This is a genomic window from Streptomyces sp. NBC_00285, from assembly GCF_036174265.1.
Lineage (GTDB): Bacteria > Actinomycetota > Actinomycetes > Streptomycetales > Streptomycetaceae > Streptomyces.
In genome coordinates, this window is the sequence record NZ_CP108055.1 from 3,477,239 (window position 1) to 3,495,583 (window position 18,345).

Genomic DNA, 18,345 nt, shown 5'->3' on the forward strand with positions numbered 1-18,345 from the left:
CTGACTACGTGAGCGCATCCACGGCCGGGAGCGTCACCTCGACATGACCGCGGCCGTCCGCGATCGCACGGACCTCCACACCGGCCGAGGCGGCGATGCGCCGGACCACCGGCAAACCCAGCCCATATCCGTCGCCGCCGGTGACACCCGCCTCGAAGACCCGCTCGACGTCTGCGGGATCGATCCCCGGGCCGTCGTCCAGGACATCGACCACGACGGCCGCACCCTGGTTGCGCGCGGTGATCCACACACGCGTCTTCGCATGCCGCAGGCCGTTCTCCAGCAGCGGTGACAGCAGCGACACGGCGACGTCGCGCGCCACGGCCACCTCGATCTTCGCGGGAAAGGCGACCTCGACCGCGCGGCCACCGATCGCCTGCCGCGCGGCGGAGCGCAGATCGCACCGGGTCCCCTCGTCCGTGCGGGCGCGCGCGGCGCGCAGAATCGTCGTGATCGCCGCGTCGAGACGGTCGACCTCGCTCAGTACCGCCTCCGGCGGCACCGGGTCGCCGGAGAGCTGAGCCAGCTGCGCCTCGCCCCGCAGGACCGTGAGCGGTGTCCGCAGTTCGTGGGCGATCTCGTCGGTGAGCCGGCGTTCGTCCGCCAACGCGTTGTCGACGCGCTCCAGGAGGCGGTCCAAGGTCTGTCCCAGTTCCCCGAACTCGTCGCGGGGCACGCCGAGGTTGAAGCGGCGTCCGGGTTCGTGATGGCCCCAGTCGTCGGCGAGGGCGGCCATTTCGTGCACGACCCGCAGCGCGCGGTGCACCACGAGATGCGCGACACCGCCGGCGAGGACGATCGTGAGGCCGCCAAGGATCAGCGACAAGGTCAGACTGCGCTGCTCGGACGTCTCATAAGGCGTGAGGTCCACCCGGACGACGACCATCACGTGGTGGCCGTCGACCGGGACCTGCCGCGCGTACAGGAGGGAGTCCCTGACGGTCGCGGTCTGTGAACGCTCCGAGTCCGCCAGCTCCTCGACACGCCTGACCACGCTCGCCGGTACGTTCCCGTCGATCAGGCGGCCGTCGGCATACACCCAGGCGACCTCGTCCATCGCCTCACTGCCGTTCTCCGTGAGCACGACACGGCCGCCCTTGACGGTGACGTTCGCCGCGACCGCCTCGGCGCGCGTACGGGCCAGATCGTGCGCGTCGGCGTCCGTCACCCTGCTCAGCAGCACATGCGAGACGACGACCAGGATGGCGACCACGCCGGTGGCGATCAGGACGGTGAGCGCGACGACGCTTCTGCGGAATCCCGTCATTGCCATCGGTAGCCCACGCCGCGGACCGTCGCCAGCCGCCCGGCCACACCCAGCGGACCGAGCTTGGTCCGCAGCCGGCGCACATAGGAGTCGAGGGTGTTGTCGCTGACATGCGCCCCGTGCGGCCAGCCGGCGGCGACGAGGGCGTGGCGGCGCACCGCGTCGCCCCGCGAGGCGATCAGGCGGCCCAGTAGGCGGAACTCGGTCGGGGTCAGGCTCATGCTCGCCGCATCGTAGGTCACCATGTGCTTCGCCGGATCGAGGACGACCTCGTGCGATGCGGGCGCCACGGTAGCCCGGCGCAGCAGCGCCCGGACGCGGACCAGCAGTTCCGGGATGTCGAAGGGTTTGGTCATGTAGTCGTCGGCGCCCGCCTCGAAGCCGCCCACCTTGTGATGCAGACCGTCCAGGGCGGTGAGCATCAACACCGGCACGTCGACGCCGCGAGCCCTCAGGGCCAGGCAGACATCGCGGCCGTCGGCGTCCGGCAGCCCGAGATCCAGGACGACCAGCTGGGGCACCGGTGCGAGCTGGCGCAGCAGGCTGTCCGCCGTGGCGGCGACGGAAACGGTGTGCCCGTCGTGCTCCAGGGCACGCCTGAGGATGCCGCGAACCGCCGCGTCGTCTTCGCACACCAGGATGAAAGCCACGTGCCGACCCTAGGTTCTCGCATCTCAATACTCCATCTGCTCCGGCCAGGTGCGTGACGCCGGCCCACCCGCTGCCGGGGCAGCACGGTGGCACGTCCGAGCGTATGCAAGACCTCCGAAGGGATGAGCTTGATCGACGAGGTGGCGTCGCCTGTCGGTAGCCCCCTCAACTCCGGCTTTCGCCGCAGTGGCTCACGCCCGTCCACCCTTACCGGGCGCGCCAAGACCGCGCTCGCCCAAGCACGCGAGAGCAGTTCGGAACTGGTCCACCCCGACGGGACAGTGGTCGCCAGGGGCGGGGGCGACACCAACGTGCGCTGATGGACCTGGGCCGGCTACCGGGCCAACGCCACCCTGGCCGCCACACTCACCACGATCGCCGATCCCCTCCAGAGGCCAACGGACACGTGCATCCGCCTTCGCGAGGATGTGACGCCCGTGGAATGGGGGAAGGTCACTTCGGAGGCCGCCGATCAACTGTGCCTTCCCGCAGTGGATGCGCGTGCGCTGAACGGCCTCAAGTTCACTGCCGCACTGCCGACCCGGCTCGCGGAGGCCACCCTTGCCGCACGGCTCGCGGATCTGGACGGTGCGGTGGTCGCACCCAGAGAACCGACCAGGTTCACAGTTCTGGGGCAATGACTTGGGACGTCGATCATCGAGAGGCCGACAGCGTGAACCGGTCCAGCATTCGGCACGACCACCGATCACGAATGGACCGCTCCAGGGGAGGGAAGTGCGTTTTCTGACCGCCGACACCGGCGCCGGCGCGGAGGCCGACGGCCCGGCGCGCATGCCACGGGTGGGTGGCGTTGCTGCCGGGCCGTCAGTCACTCATGCGGTCTCACTTTGCGTGCGAAGCCCTGCTGCGGCGTCCGCGCAGCATCAGCATGCCGCCGACAGCGATGATCAGCATGCCACCGAGGGCGCTGTACGTGACAGCGCTGCTCGCCCCGGTGGAAGCCAGGTCGCCGGACGTGCTGCTCGGGGTCGGCTGGCCGACGGGTGCGCTGAACTCCCCCTGCGCACGGGTGCCGGTCGTGTCGGGGTCGGCGTCAACCGGCGTGGCGGCGGTCGGCGTGGGGGCGGGCGTCGGCTTGTCGGCGTCGGCGGTCCCCGACGCGGGCTTCAGCTGAAGAGTCGTGATCGAGTACGGCGGCAGCGTCTGTGCGACCGCCGTGCCCTGCTTCGCCGTAGTCAGGGCGGCTCCTCCCTTGGCATACGAAACGGTCGTGACCGCCCCTGCGGCCGGGGTGAATCCGGTGTACGAGAGCGACACCTGCGCCGCGTTCTGCGGGCTCTTGTTGGTCAGCATGACGTTCAGACCGCCGTCGCTGCTCCGCACCGCGTGCACGGTGACCGACGAGTCGCCCGAGGACGACTTGACCATGGTGTCGCCAGGCTGCGCCAGTGCGGTCAGCGAGCGGATGCCCCAGTAGGTGGGGAAGGGCGTGTCGCGCGTCGGTTGGCACTTCCCCCCGGCGCAGGTTCCGGCGGAGAGAATGCCCCCGTCCTGGTAGTCGGTCTCACCGTTGACGGTGGTGGGTGCTTGGCCCGAGCCGTTGTGCAGGTTCCACCAGTCCACGTGGGTGGCACCCTGCTCGAACCAGGTCATGTAAGTGTCCGGCGCGAACAGGGCTGCGGCCTGGCTGGTCTTGGCGGGCGAGAATTCGGCGTCGGTCTCGGTGACCGCGATCTCCACAGAAGCGGCGTTCGAGCCCGCGTACTTGGCGATCAGCGAGCGCAGCGTGGACGTGACACCGGCGATCTTGGAGGGGGTCTCCAGCAGGTCGTCCGTGGTCTTGCCGCCCGGATACCAGTGGACGATGACGAAGTCGATCGAGTCTCCCGCGAGGGAGAGCACCGTGTTGTTCCAGTCGGCGCTGTCACCGGGAGCCTTCTCCCCGTCCGGCCAGGAGCCCGGGGTGGTGAGCACCGCTCCGATCTTCACCTTCGGGTCCACGGCCTTCATCGCCTTCGAGTAGGCGACCAGGTTCTTCCCGTACTCCTTCGGGCTCTTGTCGGCGTGGTTGTCGGTTTCCCAGCCCTTGCCGTTGGCGTAGTGCCCGTTGCCGTAGACCTCGTTGCCGATCTCCCAGTACTTCACGCCGTAACCTTTGTCGACGTTGGCGTACTTGACCCAGTCGGCGGCCTCCTCGGGGGTGCCGGAACCGTAGTTCGCGGTCAGGATCGGCTGGGCGCCGACCTTCTTCGCGGTGGCCATGAAGCTGTCGAAGTCGGTGTTGGGGACGATCCAGCCGCCGTTGCCCATGGTGTGGGTCTTCCAGTGGAAGTCGTCCGCGCCGGAGCCGCCGGGATAGCGAAGCTGCCGAACTCCCGCGCCCTTCATCAGCGATGTCACCTTGGCGTCCCCCATGCGGTCGTCGCCGACGCCCGTGTTGAGGCCGACACCACTGCTGGGCACCGTGCCCAAAGAGGTACCGGCATCCACACTGATGCCGACGGCCGCCGCGGCGTCCGCGCTGGGCGCCAAGGCGCCGACACCGGCCGAGGCGGCGAGCACCGCCACCGCCCCCGCGACAAAGCGGAGGGGCATCCGGCCATGGCGGGGCGTGCGGCCCCGAGGCATCGGCTGCTCGGCGGATCTCGGGTCTTCTGATGACACGTAATGCTCCGATCGGGTGGTGACACAGAGGGCGTAGCGCCGCTGACCACGGCTCGCCCTCGTCGGTACACCCCCAAGTGGCCAGTCAGAGCGGAAAGGTTGCCGTCTCAATCATTTTCTTTCGCCAAGACGCGGTCGCACCGTCTCACCGGACCCGGTGAGGTTGGCCCGGGGCCGTCTGGAAGGGGTCCCACCAGGGACGCTGACCACGGCCGGCATGCGGATCCCGGGATCCCCGGTGGCGTCATAGGGCTTCGGTCCGTACCCACGATGAGAGTCCACGAACGAGAGGAACCCCAGCCGACGCGCGGCTGAGGTTCCTCAAGGCGGTGAGTATCGGTCAGCAGGTGGAGTTACCCGCGCCGTAGACACCTCGTCCACGCGGCGGCGCACCGCACCCCATCGCGATCACCGTGGATCAGGCGGGTCAGCGCTGCAAGGTGAGCAGGCCCGGCCGGTACGGCAGGCTCATGTAGTCGGTGTTCGGCGGGATGTCTTTGAGAAGGCCCTGGTAGAGGAACTGCAGGTTGCAGGGATCGATGGTCATGGTCTGGTCGGGGTTGTTGCGGACCAGGTCACCGTGGCTGACGCCCTGGGCCCAGTCGGAACCGCTGTTGGCCTGTCCCGCGAAGGGGCTGCTCTCGCTGCCGGCCTGGACGGTCCACGGACCGTTCAGGCTGGAGGCGGTGAACGAGCGGAAGTAGCGGTTCGAACCCTGCGCCTCAACGATCATGAGGTACTGGTCCCGGCCCTGGACCTTGTAGACCTCCGGCGCCTCGAACAGAAGGTCCCTGTTCGTGTCGCTCATGACCGTCGTGTACGAGGAGCCGAAGCTGCTGGGGAAGTTCTCGAGCGGCATGCTCGTCCGGTAGATCTTGCCGTTGTCACCGGCGAAGAACAGGTACATGTTCTGGTTGTCGGCGATCATGGTCGCGTCGAGCGGGGCGCCGTCTTCACCGGCGGGGAGGCTGCCGGTGAACAGCGGCTGCGGGGCGGACCAGCCTTGGGGGTTGGTGGGGTCGCTGGACGTGCTGTAGACGAACGACGGCCACTGGTACACCATCACCCAGATGTTCTTGGTCGAGAGGTAGAACAGGTCGGGTGCCACCGCGTCCTGGTTCGTCTTGGTCTGGGTGGCCGCCCCCATGTCCGACCAGTTCGTGAAGGGACTGAACCCCGTCGAGCCCCACCCGCTTTCGTTGGCGGTGGTGGCGTAGACCAGGTTCTGGCCGTTGTACTTCACGGTGGCGAAGTCCTTCAGCGCGAGCTGCCCGTTCGCCGGCTGCGCCAGCGGAGCCGACGAGGTCCAGCGGTAGGTCGACGGAAGAGCGCACGCGTTGCTCGCCCCGGACAGGCCGGTCCACTTCTGGTTGGTGCCGCCCTGGCACGACCAGAGCCGCGCCTCCGTGCCGTTGGTCTTGCCCCAGCCCGAGGCCTCCAGGCACAGCCCGGACCGCACGCCGACGATCGTGCCGTCGGGGTTCACCCGCCACTGCTGGTTCTCCGTGCCGGTGCACGTCCAGATCTGCACCGGGGTCCCGGCCGTGGTGCCTCCGCCCCGGGCATCCAGGCACTTGTTGCCGTACACGGTCAGCTGGCTGCTGTCCGTCAGCGTCCACTGCTGGTTGGTGCCGCCGTGGCAGTCCCAGATCTGCACGTTCGCGCCGTCGGTCTGGCTGACGCCCGCCACATCGAGACAGCGGCCGGAGTCAACACCGCGTACGTCGCTGGTGGTGGCCGCCTGCGCCGGACCGGCGACGAGCAGCGCCGCCAACGCGGCCAGGGCCGCGACCACGGCGGCGAGCACCGCGGACGGGCGTCTGCGGCTGAAACTACGTCTGCGCATAAGGACCTCGTCATCCTTGAGCAAGCGACTCCGGTCGGGCCCGTGAAGGGCTGCCCGGATGCCGGTGTGGCGGAAGTCCGACTGTTCGCTATACCGAACAGCGGTCGAAGTGCCGATCGGGAGAATGCTAGACATCCCATGAATGACGTCAATACTTCTCGCAAGATCCGCGGGCAGAAACGTTCGCAGGGTGAAACCAGGCGGCTTCAAGTCCCATGGTTGTACGGGCCTTTGGCGTGAGGGCCAGGTAGCGGTACGGGCGCGGACCTGGTGGTCATCACGGACCCCGACCAGGTCGCTCACCTGAGCCTCTGGTCCGGCTCGGTACCCGACCCGCGCCCGCGGCGGGGCCGGCCGCACTCAGTTCCTGGTCGCGCCCACCGCGGTGGCGGACGTCCGGGTGAGGATCTCGCTCGCCTGGTCGATCACTGCCCGCGAGGCGTCGTTCAGGCAGGCGTAGCCGCCCCGTGTCTCTCCCCCGTCGTCGGCCCGCGGCCGGACGGCGACCAGTTGCCGGTTCCCTCCCGCCCGTTCGCACCAGTCGTCGACCGGGTACACCTGACGCACCGTCACGCGCGCGTCGGTGTCATCGCTCCGGACGTAGAACACCAGCACCGCGCCCACGTTGAGAGGGGTCAACGGGGACCGGGAAACCGGACTGAACGAAACGATGGCACGGGCCCCTGAACGGGCGCCCGCCGACAGGACGACCTGCCACCCCCGACTCGGCTCCCGGGACAGACCGGCCCGCGGGATGTCGGTGAACCCGGGCGGCACCCAGGATGCCGGCGGTGCTGCCGCAGTTCGCTCCGGAGGCGGGGAGGAGGGCCAGGTCTGCACCACCACGCCGACCGCCGCGACGACGACTGCGGCGGTGGCGCCCGCCAGCCAGATACGACGACGGCGCCGGTACGCCGTCACCCGCTGCCGGATCTCCTGGACCCGCCGGGGATTCGAGCCCGCCGGAGTGGCCCGGGCCAGCATCAGGCGCAGCAGTTCCTCTTCCGGCCCCTGTGCCGTCTCTTCTTCCGGACGCGTCACGGCTGTTCACCGACTTCCAGGAGATGTGACGGCGTGAGCTGGTGGCGCAGGAGCCGAAGTGCTTTGGCGGCCTGGCTCTTGACCGTGCCGGGACGGCAGCCCAGCACCTGGGCGGTCTCCTCCACACTCAGGTCCTCGAAGTAGCGCAGTACCACCACCGCCCGCTGCCGTGGCGGTAGTTGACGGATCACGGAGGCCAGCGACTGCTCCAGATCGATGTCGGCGAAGACGTCCCGGGCCGGGGAGACCTCCGGGAGGTCCCGCGTGGGTGTCTCGCCCCGCCAGCGCCGTCGCCACCAGGTCGCGTAGGTGTTGACCAGCGCCCGGCGCGTGTACGCCTCCGGGTTGTCCCCCGCAATGCGCGACCACTTGGGCCACACCCGGGCCAGAACCGTCTGCAAAAGATCCTCCGCCGCGTGCGCGTCGCCCGTCAGGAGCCATGCGGCCCGGTACAAGCGGTCCCCGCGGGTGGCGACGAAGTCCTCGAATCCCGGCTCGCCGTCCGCCGCCGATTGGTTCACTCCGTCGCGCCCCTGCCCTCGTCGTCCCTCCCGTACCCCGTCAACCACACGGCGTGGCCGAACGGTTGCCTGCTCGGGCACAGTGAACTGTCCGGTCGCCATCAACCCAGCGCCGCCGTGAGGGTCTTGGATCCGCCGACAGCCGCTGCCCGCAGGGAGGTGCGGGCCAGGTCGAGGGTGATCGTCGGCCGGTCGGCGGCCCGCTGGGCGAAGCCGCGGTCGGTCCCCGCGATGATCAGGGCGAGTCGGTGTCCTGCCGGGACGACGTGGTCGGTGGCCGCGAGGTCGAGAGTCAGAGTGCAGGGCTTGCCGGGCGCCAACGCCGCGACCTTGTGGGCGTCGGCACAGGTTCCCAGGGCGGCCCAGCCCCGGCTGAAGACGGTGGAGGTGACGTGCGTGGTGTCGGCCTCCGTCTGCTTGTAGCAGGCGCTGTCCGCGGTGGTGCTCGCGCCCCAGCAGGTCCGGCCGACGAGCGTGGTGATGCCCAGGCCACCGGAGCCGTACTGCCGGATGGTCGCCGGTCCGATGTCGACGAGGACGGCCGACAGGCCGGCGGTGGGTGTCGTCGGGGTGGCGGTGACGGTCAGCTCGGGTGAACCCGTCAGGTGCAGGGCCTTGCCGAGCGGCTGGGTGAGGAAGCCGGCCTTGTCCGGGGTCGAGGTGGCGGCCTGCTCGGCCCAGTCGAGTTCGCTGTGGCCCTGGTCGTCGGTGAAGGCCGCGGTCCCCGTGCCGGGTGACGTGCCGAGGGTGCCCACGCCTTCTTTCGCGCCCCTGCCGGGGCTCAGCGTCACGGACGCGGCTGCCCTGGGTGGCCAGACGGTGTCCGTGGTCCAGTGGTCGGGTGTGCGCTCCACGTCAGCCATCGGCGCGCGGTCGATTCCGTTGTCGTAGCCGAGGAGTTCGTGGTCGAACCAGCGGTGCAGCGTGTCCACCCACTGCGCGCGACGGTAGTCGAAGGGGTCGACGTGCCCGGTCTGGCTGAGCCAGATCTTCCGGTGCACCCCGGCCTTGGCGAGGGCGTCCCACCACCGGCCGAACTCCTTGGGACGAACGGCGAGGTCCTGCAGACCGTGCACGACGAAGACACTCGCCCTGACCTTGTCCGCGGCGGCCACGTAGTCCCGTTCGCTCCAGATCGGCGACCAGTCACCGGACCGGGCCGCCTGGTCGCCCAGCGGCTTGTTCACGGCGGCGCAGCGGGCGCCGGTGGCGTCGGTCTCGACCGTGCGGATCAGCGTGCCAGGGGTCGGGGCGCTGCCGACCAGTTGGACCCCCTGGGAGAAGTAGGCGTCGTACCAGGAGGAGATGGAGCTGATCGGGACGATCGTCTTCAGCCCGCGTACACCGGTGGCGGCGACGCCGTTGGCGACGGAGCCGTCCCAGCTCTTGCCGATCATGCCGGTGGCGCCATTGGTCCAGGACGCGGCGGCACGCTGGGATCCGGTACGGGTTGTGTAGGCGTGGGCACGTCCGTTCAGCCAGTCGATGACGACCTTGGCGGACTGCACGTCGATACGTCCACCAGCGTCGGTACAGCCGTCGGAGCGGCCGGTGCCGGGGAGGTCGACGGCGACGAAGGCATAGCCTCGGGGCACGAAGTAGTTGTCGTAGAACAGCGGCATCCGGATCAAACGGCCCTTGGCGTCGTACGTCTTCTTCTGGCTCTCGTTTCCGCGGCCGCAGCACGAGTAGTAGGGGCTGGCCTCCATGACGACCGGGATCTTGCGGCCCTTCGCCGCGGGTTCGCCCGGACGCACGATGTCGACGGCGACCCGGTCCTCCTTCCCGTCGCCGTCCGAGTCGAGTCCGGTGCCGACCCAGACGCTCTCCCGCACGGCCTTCTGGTACGAGTACACCGCTTTGCTCTCCCCGGACAGACCCGGCTCGCCCGTCCCGGACCCGTCCGGCCCGCTCACCGCCGGAGAGGCCGACCCGCCCGTCTCCGCCGTCGACGGACCTCCCAGGAAATGGACGCCGGCCAGCAGCACGGCGGCCACCGTCGCTGCGATCACCGCCACGGTCAGCGGCGCGCGCGGCCCGCGTCGGCGAGGTGACGCATCAGATCGGTGGGAACGCATGGACGCAGCCTTCGGTCGCTCGGCATTCGGACACAGGGCAGACGGCTCCGCACGATCGCGGGGCCACCGCCTCCATGTCGTCAACAACCTGGGTACCGTTGGAGGTTGCCCTGTTCCGGAAACGCCTGCCGGCCACCCCTGCTCCAGCCGCGTGCGGTAGGCCGGCCCCGCCTCCCGCGCGACCGTGCGCGGCAGCGGGGGGCTCGCCGCACTCGCCGCTGTCGGGCCCGCGAAGCCGAACGCCGGGCAGGCGGCGAGGAGCGTGGCGTTCGTGCCGTCGAAGTGCAGGGTGCCGGCGAGGTGGAGCAGGCCATGGGTGCGGCGGCGGTCAGGGACGGACGAAGCGGTCGCGACGCCCGCTCGCCGGGTGCTGTCGATGACCGCGTCCGCGATGCCCCCTCGGCGCCGCGAACACGGCCGCTTCGTGATGTCGGCACCTGCCTGACAGGCGTCGGGCGGCAGGTCAGCGGAGCCGGGCGGTCAGGTGGTATCGGCCCGAGGGCAACCTGTACGAGGCCACACCGTCCTTGTGGCCGAGGAGACGCACCCCGTCCACTCGGGCCAGCGGAGTCCGTCCTTCGCGGACGGCATCGGCGGAGACGGCAGAAAGTCGCAGCGTCGCCTCGCTGTTGGCGGGCACGAGCGCGTCGTACACAAGGCTCCCGCCTCCGTCCTCCATCTTCCACTCGCTCCTGATCTCGCCGTACGGCGACTCGTGCGAGCCCGACACCTGCGTGATCCTGCCGGTGGGATCGATGTGGGGGTGCAGGACGAAGTGCTTGAAGCCGGGGCTGTCCGGGTCGCGGGCGATGCCGGCCATGTGGGCGTACATCCACTCCATGATCGCGCCGTAGGCGTAGTGGTTGAAGGAGTTCATGCTGACCGGCCCGAACCCGTCCTCCTTGGAGTAGGAGTTCCATCGTTCCCAGACGGTGGTGGCGCCGTTCTTCACGGAGAACAGCCAGGACGGCAGGGCGTCCTGGTGGAGCAGCTTGTACGCCAGGTCCGCGCGCCCCTCGTCGGTGAGGATGGGGGCGAGGACGTTGACGCCGAGGAAGCCGACGGACAGCGTGTTCTCGGCGTACTTGATCCGGCTGCTGTTCGGGTGCGCGGCCTTGTAGGCCGCGTCGTTGCCGATGTTGTCGGCGAGATGCCCGACGAGCGTGCGGCGTTGGGCCTCCGTCTCGTAGAAACCGAGTTTGAGGACCCAGAGCAGCGCCGTCTGGCTGTTGTCCTCCGTCTTCTGGTTGGGGTCGGAGCCCGGTTCGATCGGGGAGGCGTCGCCGAGGCTGGACCTGACCGTGACCGTGCCGCCCTCGGTGCTCAGGTACTTGGTGATGAACGCCTGCTTGATGCGTCCGAACAGCCCGTCGTAGGCCGCCCCTTCGGCCGTCCTGCCGATCGCGCGGGCCATCTGTGCCATCAGCCGGGTGCTGTAGCCGTAGTAGACGTCGCTCATCAGCTGGGCGCTGGTCTTCTGGGGCCCCAACCAGTCGCCGGTGAGAGAGCCCTGTCCGGCGTAGGTGTCGCCGGTCTGCTTCTGGATCCAGTCCAGGTAGCGGGTCATCGCCGGCCAGTTGTCCTTGACGATGGTCGCGTCACCGGTCATCTGCCACACGGTCCACGGCACGATGACACCGGCGTCCGCCCAACCGCTGCCGCCGCCTGGGAAGTTGAAACGTCCGGTGGGGGCGACCCCGGTGAACTGGGCTTTGTCCGTACCGTAGATGGCCTGGGAGTCGACGACCGTGTCCTGGAAGTGGCTGAGGAAGACCCCGGCGTCCACGTTGTACAGACCGGTCGTGGAGAAGACCTGGGTGTCGCCGGTCCAACCGAGGCGTTCGTCGCGTTGCGGGCAGTCGGTGGGCACCCAGAGGTAGTTGCCGCGCTGTCCCCAACGGATGTTGCTCGCAAGCTGGTTGATGTCGGCGTCATTGGTGGTGACGGTGCCGATCTCTCGGATCGCGGAGGTGGCGACCTTGCCGGTCAGGCCGGTGATCGTGACGGTGTCCGTCGCCGTGACGGACACGTAGCGGAAGCCGTAGAAGGTCAGGGAGTCCTGGTGGGTCTCGCCGTGCCGGTCACCCTTGAGGATGTAGGTGCTGGTGGCCTTGGCGCTTCGGAGATTGGCCCGGTAGAGGGAGCCCTCGGGGCCGTCCGCGCCGGTGCTGTCGTCATTGAGCATCTCGCCGAATCTGAACTCGACCTTGGCTCCGGCGGGGCCGCGCAGGCTGTAGCGGGCCACGCCGACCATGTTCTGACCGAGGTCGAAGACGGCCGTCTCGCCACTGCCGATCGTGGCCGAGGCGGAGGCCGCCTTCACGGGGTCGGTCACCGTCCGGGCGGGGTCCACGACGATGCGGCCCCTGCCGTTGGGGCTGCCGTCCTGCCCGGTCACCCCCGTGGTGACGGTGATCGACCGCGGTCGCCGGTCCCAACGGTCCATGAAGCGCGCGGTCTCGCCCGGGTAGGCGAGGAGTTGCGCGTCCGGGAACTTGTCCTCGAAGGCGACTCGCTCCACGTCCGACCAGGCGGAGTCGTCGAACCCGTGCGCTGTCCAGCCCGGCAGCTCCATCCGGGCGTCGTAGGTCTGGCCGTCGTAGATGTCGTCGGCGCGGTAGGGGCCGGTGTCGGTGGCCTTCCAGCCGCCGTCCGGCCCGGTGACGACCGTCTGCGACATCCCGTCGGCGTACCGGATCAGCAGCTTGGCCTTGACGGCCAAGGCGTTGCCGTCCGCCGAGTAGTACGTACTGCCGTCGGATATACGGCCGTTGTACCAGCCGTTACCCAGGACGAACCCGAGGGTGACGTCCGCGCGCTCTCGCGTCACGAGGTCCGTGACGTCATACGTCATGTAGTTGACGCGCGCGTCGTAGTTCGTCGAGCCCGGGGGGAGCAGTTCGATCGCGGTGCCGTCGTCCTGCGGGACGGTCACGTGGCGTCCGTTGACATAGGCCTCGTACACGCCGAGGGCCGAGACGTACAGCCGCGCCTCGCGGATCCCCTTCTTCAGAACCACTTGCCTCCGAAGCATCGGCGCCCCAGCCGAGTTGGGGACCTTCCCCTTCATCCCGATCCACTGCGCGCCCTCCCATCCGCCGACGCCGTCGGTGCTCATGAGGCCGGTCTCGAAGAAGGCGGGGGGCGCCGTACCGACCGGACGGCCTTCGGCGTCCCAGACGGTGACGGTCCAGTGGTAGCGGGTCGAGGTGTTCAGCGCCCTGCCCTCGTAGCGGACAGCCACAGAATCGGCGGAGCGTACGCGGCCGCTGTCCCAGACGTCCGCGCGACTGGCAGTCAGCCTGTCCCGTGAGCTCGCCACCAGGATCTGGTAGGCCCCCTGGCTCCGCCCGCGCGACGCGGACCGCATGCGCCAGCCGAAGCGCGGCCGCTCGGCGTCCACGCCCAGGGGGTCGGTGCGGTGTTCCACGGTCAGTCCGGACACCGCGGCGTCCGGACGGCGGGACGGTGCCGCCTGCGCGGTGGCCGAGCCGCCCACGGCGCCGGCCACTACCGGCACCGCGCCGGCCGTCGCCACGAGCATGGTTCTACGGCGGATTCCCGCGTGGCCTCCGCCGGGGGCATCGCTCTTGCCGAGGTCACGGTCCGTGCTGTCCGCATGGTGGGGTGCATTGCTCACACCGTCATCCCTTCGCGTGTTGGGGGGGGTGGTCAGGAGCCGGCCTTGTAGTCGGTGTCCATCTCGTCGAGGAGCTTTTCGGGCGTGGACTGCCCGCTGAAGATCTCCTGAAGGCCGCTGAGCATGGTCTGCTGGACCTTGGCGTTGGGCCACAGCTGGTCCATGAACGGCACGGTGCGGTCCGACGTGATGAACTTGGACAGTTCGGCCAGGGACGGATCCGCCACGTACCCCGTGTCCGGCAGGGAGGGCAGACCGCCCTGCTTCTTGACGAACAGGTTCATGCCCTCGGGTGCCATCACGAAGTTCACGAACTTCAGGGCGAGTTCCTTGTTCTTCGCCTTGGCGTTGACGCCGTAGCCTGCGCCCGCAGCCGCCGGGATGAGGGTCTGGGACGGGTCGTCGGTGGCGGGCAGCGCCTTGAGCGTGAACGTGCCCTGCGGGTTCTTGCCCTTCAGAAGGGCGATCACCCAGTTGCCCTGGATGATGCCGAGCGTCTTGCCGGAGGCGGCGAGGGCCTGGCTGGCCTCGTAGTTCGTGCCCAGCGGGTTCTTCTGGAAGCAGCCGGTCTTCTCCATCGTCAGGTACTTGCCCAGGGCGGTGGCCCACTGCGACCGGGCGAAGGTGGCCTGGCCCGCCTGCATCTTCTGGTCGAAGTCGCGGTCCGGGCCGTAGACGGTCGTGGCGACCAGTGCGTACAGGACCAGCTGGGTCACCCAGTTGTCCTGGTTGCCGAGTGCGAAGGCGGGGGTTCCCTTGGCCTTCGCGGCCTTGCAGAAGGCCAGCAGATCGGTCCAGGTGTCGGGTGGGGTGAGGCCCGCCTTCTGCATGGCCTGCTCGTTGTACACAGCGCCGATGCCGTTCTGGCCGAAGATCGCGTTGTACGTCTTGCCCTCGTACTGCGCGACGGTCTTGATGGCGTCCGGCATCTTGGCGGCCCAGGGCTGGTCCGAAAGGTCGCGCAGGTAGCCGGGCTTGGCCAGGACGACCGTGGCGCCCGGGTTGCCGTTGCCGGGCCACACCGACATCACGTCGGGCGCGGTGCCCGAGGACAGCTGGGTGCGGATCTGCTGCTGGTACTGGTCGGCGCCGCTGGTGGTATAGCGGACCTTGACGCCGGGGTTGGCCTTCTCGAAGGCCTTGACGACGTCCTCGACGGAGCCCTGGTCGACGGAGGCGAGCGTCAGGGTCTTCGATCCCCCGCCGGAGTCTCCTGCCTTGGTACCGCCGCTGCAGGCGGCCAGCACCGCCACGGATGTCAGCGCCGCGATCAGGGCCGGGAGTGTGCGTGTCTTCATGAAGTCCCCCTCGGGGAAGAGCCACCGGGCATGAGGGACGGGTGGGCGGCGTGTGTCATCCGCGCAGCCCTCCCGCGAAGCCGTTGATGATGCTGCGCTGGAGCAGGAAGTAGACGAGCAGGACGGGCAGGATGCTGATCACCAGTGCGGCGAAGATGAGGTTCCAGTCGGTGACGTACTGACCGACGAACCCGGCGATGGCGACCGGCATGGTCTGCTGCGCGCTGCCGCTGAGATACAGCAACGGGGTGAAGAAGTCGTTCCAGATGGCGACCGTGTTGAGCACGAGGGCGGTCACCGTGATCGGTTTGAGCATCGGCAGGACGACGTGGCGGAACCCCTGGAGCGGGGTGCAGCCGTCGATCAGGGCGGCGTCCTCGAAGTCCCGGGGCAGGGCGCGCAGAAAACCGACGTAGAGGAAGACGGTGAACGGCACCTGCAGGCCGGAGTAGAAGAGGACCAACGCCCAGGGAGCGCCAAGGAGTCCCATGTCGCGCATGGTCTGGTAGAGCGGCAGCGCGGCCAGCTGGAAGGGCAGGACCAGGCCCAGGAGGAAGGTCAGATACGTTCCCCGGGACCAGCGGGCCGCTACGCGGGCCAGCGGGTAGGCCGCGAGCGACGAGACGGCCAGCACGATGACGACGCTGCACACCGTCACCAGGAGACTGTTGGCCAACGCCCCGCCGAGCGCGCCCTGTTGCCAGGCCTGGGTGAAGTTGTCCAGGGTGGGTGAGGTGGTCGGGCTGATGGGCGACGAGGTGTCCGACGCCGGGCGTACGGCCAGGTTGACCAGGACGTACACCGGGAAGCCGACGACCAGGGCGGCGACGATCATCGCCAGTTCCAGCGCGAGGGTGCGGCGGCGGTAGCGGATCATGACATGGTCCTCTCGTTGCGGGACAGCACGAGGTACTGACCGGTCGAGACGACCGCCACGATGATCGTGAGGACGACGGCGAGCGCGATGCTGTAGCCGAACTCGCCGAGTGTGAAGGCGTCCTTGTAGATCAGCGTGGAGAGGGTGTCGGTGGCGTGGCCGGGGCCGCCGCCCGTCAACGCGTAGACCTGGTCGAAGAGTTTGATCCCGCCGATGATCGACAGCATCAGGTTGATGGTGAGGGCCGGGGCCAGCAGCGGGCGCGTGACCGACCAGAAGCGGCGCACGGGGCCCGCCCCGTCGATGGCGGCCGCCTCATGGATCTCCTTGGGCACGGACTGAAGTCCGGCCAGGAAGATGACCATCGAGTAGCCGGCGTACTGCCAGACGATCACTCCGATCACCGACCACAAGGCGACCTGCGGACTGCCCAGCCAGTCCTGCTGCCAGCCGTCCAGCCCCACGGCGCCGAACAGGCTGTTGACCGCGCCGTCCGGGCCGAGCAGGTTGCGCCAGAGGTAGGCGGTGACGATCGGGGTGATCACGGCCGGGGCGAACAGGAACACCCGGAGCGCGTTGCGGGACTTGATCGCCGAGTTGACGCCGAGGGCCAGCAGCAGACCCACGGCGTTCTGGACGACCGTGATCGACACGGCGATCAGCAGGGTGTGCCAGATGGCCTGCATTGCGTCGGGGTCGTCGAGTATGTCGGAGAAGTTGTCCAGGCCGATGAACGAGAAGTCGGGGTCGAGACCGTCCCAGTCGGTGAAGGCGTAGTAGACACCGCGGACACTCGGCACCAGGACCACGAAGGCGAACAGCAGCAGCGCGGGCAGCGCGAACCACCAGGGCGGGGTGGTGCGCGCCCGCCGGACCTTCGGCACCGGCTCCGCATCCGGAGGCCGGTCATGGTCCGGCAGCTGCTCGTGCGGGGCGAGGGTCATCGACGGACCTCCTCTCATGAAACGTTTCAAACAGAGTGTTGAATCGAGGCTCCAGCACTGCGGACTGTTGCGCGGGGCGCCGACCGGTTGTCGTCGTGGGTGATGCGGTCCAGGTGTCGGATGGTCCGGTGGTCGGATGCGGGGACGGATGACCCGGGGGCCGATGGGTAACGTTTCCCAAAGGTGTTGCCAGACCCTAGAGAGCGTCCTGCGTGACGTCAAGATGCCGCACAAGCTGCGTGATTGTTACGGCGGCGACGCAGCTCAGCCCCTGCGACGGCCCCACCAAGTCGCGATTCCGCCCTACACTCGCCGACAACGTTTCCCGAAGGACAAGGAACCGGATGGAGCCGCAGGCCCGGCCTCGACGCGTCACCATCGTCGACGTCGCCCGTCACGCGCAGGTGTCCACGACAGCCGTCTCCAAGGTGCTGCGCAACGCGTACGGAGCCAGCCCCGAGATGCGCGCCAAGGTGCGCCGCGCGATCGACGAACTGGGCTACCGGCCGAACGCCGGCGCCAGGGGCCTGCGCGGACAGACGTACACCATCGGCGTCATGCTGCCCGACATCCGCAACCCCTTCTTCCCCGAGATCCTCGACGGCATCACCGCCTCGCTCGCGGACACCGAGTACCAGGTGCTCCTCGGCCCGGGCTGCAACGGGGAGAAGGAGGAGGCCCGCGTCACCGAGGCGATGGTCGACCGCGGCATGGACGGCATCATCCTGGTCGCACCGATCTCGCCACGCGCCCATATGGAGCGCATCGGCACCGCGGTGCCGACCGTCGTCATCGGCCGCCACGGCTCATCCCCCGCGTACGACACGGTGGCCGACGACGACATCGAGGGCGCCGCCCTGGTCGTCGGCCACCTGGCCGGCCTCGGACATCGCCGGATCGCCCACATCGAGCATCACGAGACCGACCCGACGCGCCTCACGGAAATGCCCAACGCCCGCCGCGCCGACGGCTATCGCCAGGCCATGCGGCAGAACGGGCTGGAGGAGTGGATCGACGTCGTCTCCACCAGCTACACCCAGGACGGCGGTTACCGGGGCACGAAGGAACTGCTGACCCGGCCCGTCCGGCCCACGGCCATCTTCGCCGGAGCGGACATCGTCGCCATGGGCGTGCTCGAAGCGGTCGCCGAAGCCGGTCTGTCCGTGCCCGGCGACCTCTCGGTGGCCGGCTACGACAACACCACGTTCGCCGCGTTCGGCCCGATCTCCCTCACCAGCGTCGACCAGGGCGGTCGCGAGATGGGCCGGAACGCCGTACGCCTCCTCCTGGAACGGATCGCCGACCGTGGCCGCCGATCAGCCCAGATCACCCTCACTCCCACGCTCGTTCCGCGCCGGTCCACTGCGCGGCTGGCGGAGTAGGGCGTCAGCTCCGAGTTGTGCAGCGGGCGTTCAATCGTTCGATTGAACGTTGGATTAAGCCTGTGGGGAACGTTGCCCATCCGGGCGGGGCCAGGCAAGAATGAAGGGCGCCCGACGACCTTGGCCGCACCCAGCGCCGGGCTTCACCACCCCCCACGAGAGAGGCCTCCTCAGC

12 protein-coding genes are annotated in these 18,345 nt (G+C 69.0%); 1 reads left to right on the forward strand and 11 read right to left on the reverse strand.

From position 1 onward, the window contains the following. Window positions 1-4: 4 nt before the first annotated feature. The 11 genes from OHT57_RS16035 to OHT57_RS16085 all read right to left on the reverse strand — a co-directional run bounded on the left by OHT57_RS16035 (window position 5) and on the right by OHT57_RS16085 (window position 16,788). Window positions 5-1,273: a sensor histidine kinase gene (locus tag OHT57_RS16035; protein WP_328747091.1), complete on the reverse strand. Its 1,269-nt coding sequence runs from the start codon at window positions 1,271-1,273 to the stop codon at window positions 5-7. Beyond that, window positions 1,264-1,917, reverse strand: coding sequence for a response regulator transcription factor (locus OHT57_RS16040; protein WP_328747092.1), 654 nt, complete (start codon window positions 1,915-1,917; stop codon window positions 1,264-1,266). The genes OHT57_RS16035 and OHT57_RS16040 overlap by 10 nt, the downstream gene beginning before the upstream one ends. An 844-nt stretch (window positions 1,918-2,761) precedes the next feature. After that, a complete protein-coding gene (locus OHT57_RS16045) occupies window positions 2,762-4,474 on the reverse strand; it encodes an LPXTG cell wall anchor domain-containing protein (RefSeq protein ID WP_328747093.1) in 1,713 nt (570 codons plus the stop codon). 496 nt (window positions 4,475-4,970) lie between these two features. Next, window positions 4,971-6,389, reverse strand: coding sequence for a non-reducing end alpha-L-arabinofuranosidase family hydrolase (locus tag OHT57_RS16050; RefSeq protein ID WP_328747094.1), 1,419 nt, complete (start codon window positions 6,387-6,389; stop codon window positions 4,971-4,973). A 360-nt stretch (window positions 6,390-6,749) separates the two neighbouring features. Then, entirely contained in the window at window positions 6,750-7,430 is a 681-nt protein-coding gene (locus OHT57_RS16055) for a hypothetical protein (RefSeq protein ID WP_328747095.1), read from the reverse strand. Further along, window positions 7,427-7,951, reverse strand: a complete 525-nt coding sequence (locus tag OHT57_RS16060) for a SigE family RNA polymerase sigma factor (RefSeq protein ID WP_328747096.1) — start codon at window positions 7,949-7,951, stop codon at window positions 7,427-7,429. The genes OHT57_RS16055 and OHT57_RS16060 overlap by 4 nt, the downstream gene beginning before the upstream one ends. Window positions 7,952-8,052: 101 nt before the next feature. Continuing rightward, complete coding sequence (locus tag OHT57_RS16065) at window positions 8,053-10,029, reverse strand: Xaa-Pro dipeptidyl-peptidase (protein ID WP_328747097.1); 1,977 nt, start codon at window positions 10,027-10,029, stop codon at window positions 8,053-8,055. 463 nt (window positions 10,030-10,492) lie between these two features. Next, complete coding sequence (locus OHT57_RS16070) at window positions 10,493-13,573, reverse strand: alpha-L-rhamnosidase (protein WP_328753216.1); 3,081 nt, start codon at window positions 13,571-13,573, stop codon at window positions 10,493-10,495. Between the two features lie 128 nt (window positions 13,574-13,701). Continuing rightward, a complete protein-coding gene (locus OHT57_RS16075) occupies window positions 13,702-14,967 on the reverse strand; it encodes an ABC transporter substrate-binding protein (protein ID WP_328747098.1) in 1,266 nt (421 codons plus the stop codon). A gap of 55 nt (window positions 14,968-15,022) precedes the next feature. Next, on the reverse strand, window positions 15,023-15,844 hold the full coding sequence (locus OHT57_RS16080) for a carbohydrate ABC transporter permease (protein ID WP_328747099.1): 822 nt from the start codon (window positions 15,842-15,844) through the stop codon (window positions 15,023-15,025). Then, window positions 15,841-16,788 carry a carbohydrate ABC transporter permease gene (locus OHT57_RS16085; protein WP_328747100.1) on the reverse strand — a complete coding sequence of 316 codons (948 nt, stop codon included), beginning with the start codon at window positions 16,786-16,788 and terminating at the stop codon, window positions 15,841-15,843. The genes OHT57_RS16080 and OHT57_RS16085 overlap by 4 nt, the downstream gene beginning before the upstream one ends. Window positions 16,789-17,132: 344 nt before the next feature. On the opposite strand from OHT57_RS16085, the gene OHT57_RS16090 reads away from it, so the two are divergent. Continuing rightward, window positions 17,133-18,170, forward strand: coding sequence for a LacI family DNA-binding transcriptional regulator (locus tag OHT57_RS16090; RefSeq protein ID WP_328747101.1), 1,038 nt, complete (start codon window positions 17,133-17,135; stop codon window positions 18,168-18,170). Window positions 18,171-18,345: the final 175 nt, after the last annotated feature.

Excerpts from the sequence above, each read along its gene's own strand:
- OHT57_RS16050 (WP_328747094.1), bottom strand. The coding sequence starts at position 6,389 with ATGCGCAGACGTAGTTTCAGCCGCAGACGCCCGTCCGCGGTGCTCGCC.
- OHT57_RS16065 (WP_328747097.1), bottom strand. The coding sequence starts at position 10,029 with ATGCGTTCCCACCGATCTGATGCGTCACCTCGCCGACGCGGGCCGCGC.
- OHT57_RS16035 (WP_328747091.1), bottom strand. The coding sequence starts at position 1,273 with ATGGCAATGACGGGATTCCGCAGAAGCGTCGTCGCGCTCACCGTCCTG.
- OHT57_RS16070 (WP_328753216.1), bottom strand. The coding sequence starts at position 13,573 with ATGCTCGTGGCGACGGCCGGCGCGGTGCCGGTAGTGGCCGGCGCCGTG.
- OHT57_RS16090 (WP_328747101.1), top strand. The coding sequence starts at position 17,133 with ATGGAGCCGCAGGCCCGGCCTCGACGCGTCACCATCGTCGACGTCGCC.
- OHT57_RS16045 (WP_328747093.1), bottom strand. The coding sequence starts at position 4,474 with ATGCCCCTCCGCTTTGTCGCGGGGGCGGTGGCGGTGCTCGCCGCCTCG.
- OHT57_RS16075 (WP_328747098.1), bottom strand. The coding sequence starts at position 14,967 with ATGAAGACACGCACACTCCCGGCCCTGATCGCGGCGCTGACATCCGTG.
- OHT57_RS16085 (WP_328747100.1), bottom strand. The coding sequence starts at position 16,788 with ATGACCCTCGCCCCGCACGAGCAGCTGCCGGACCATGACCGGCCTCCG.
- OHT57_RS16080 (WP_328747099.1), bottom strand. The coding sequence starts at position 15,844 with ATGATCCGCTACCGCCGCCGCACCCTCGCGCTGGAACTGGCGATGATC.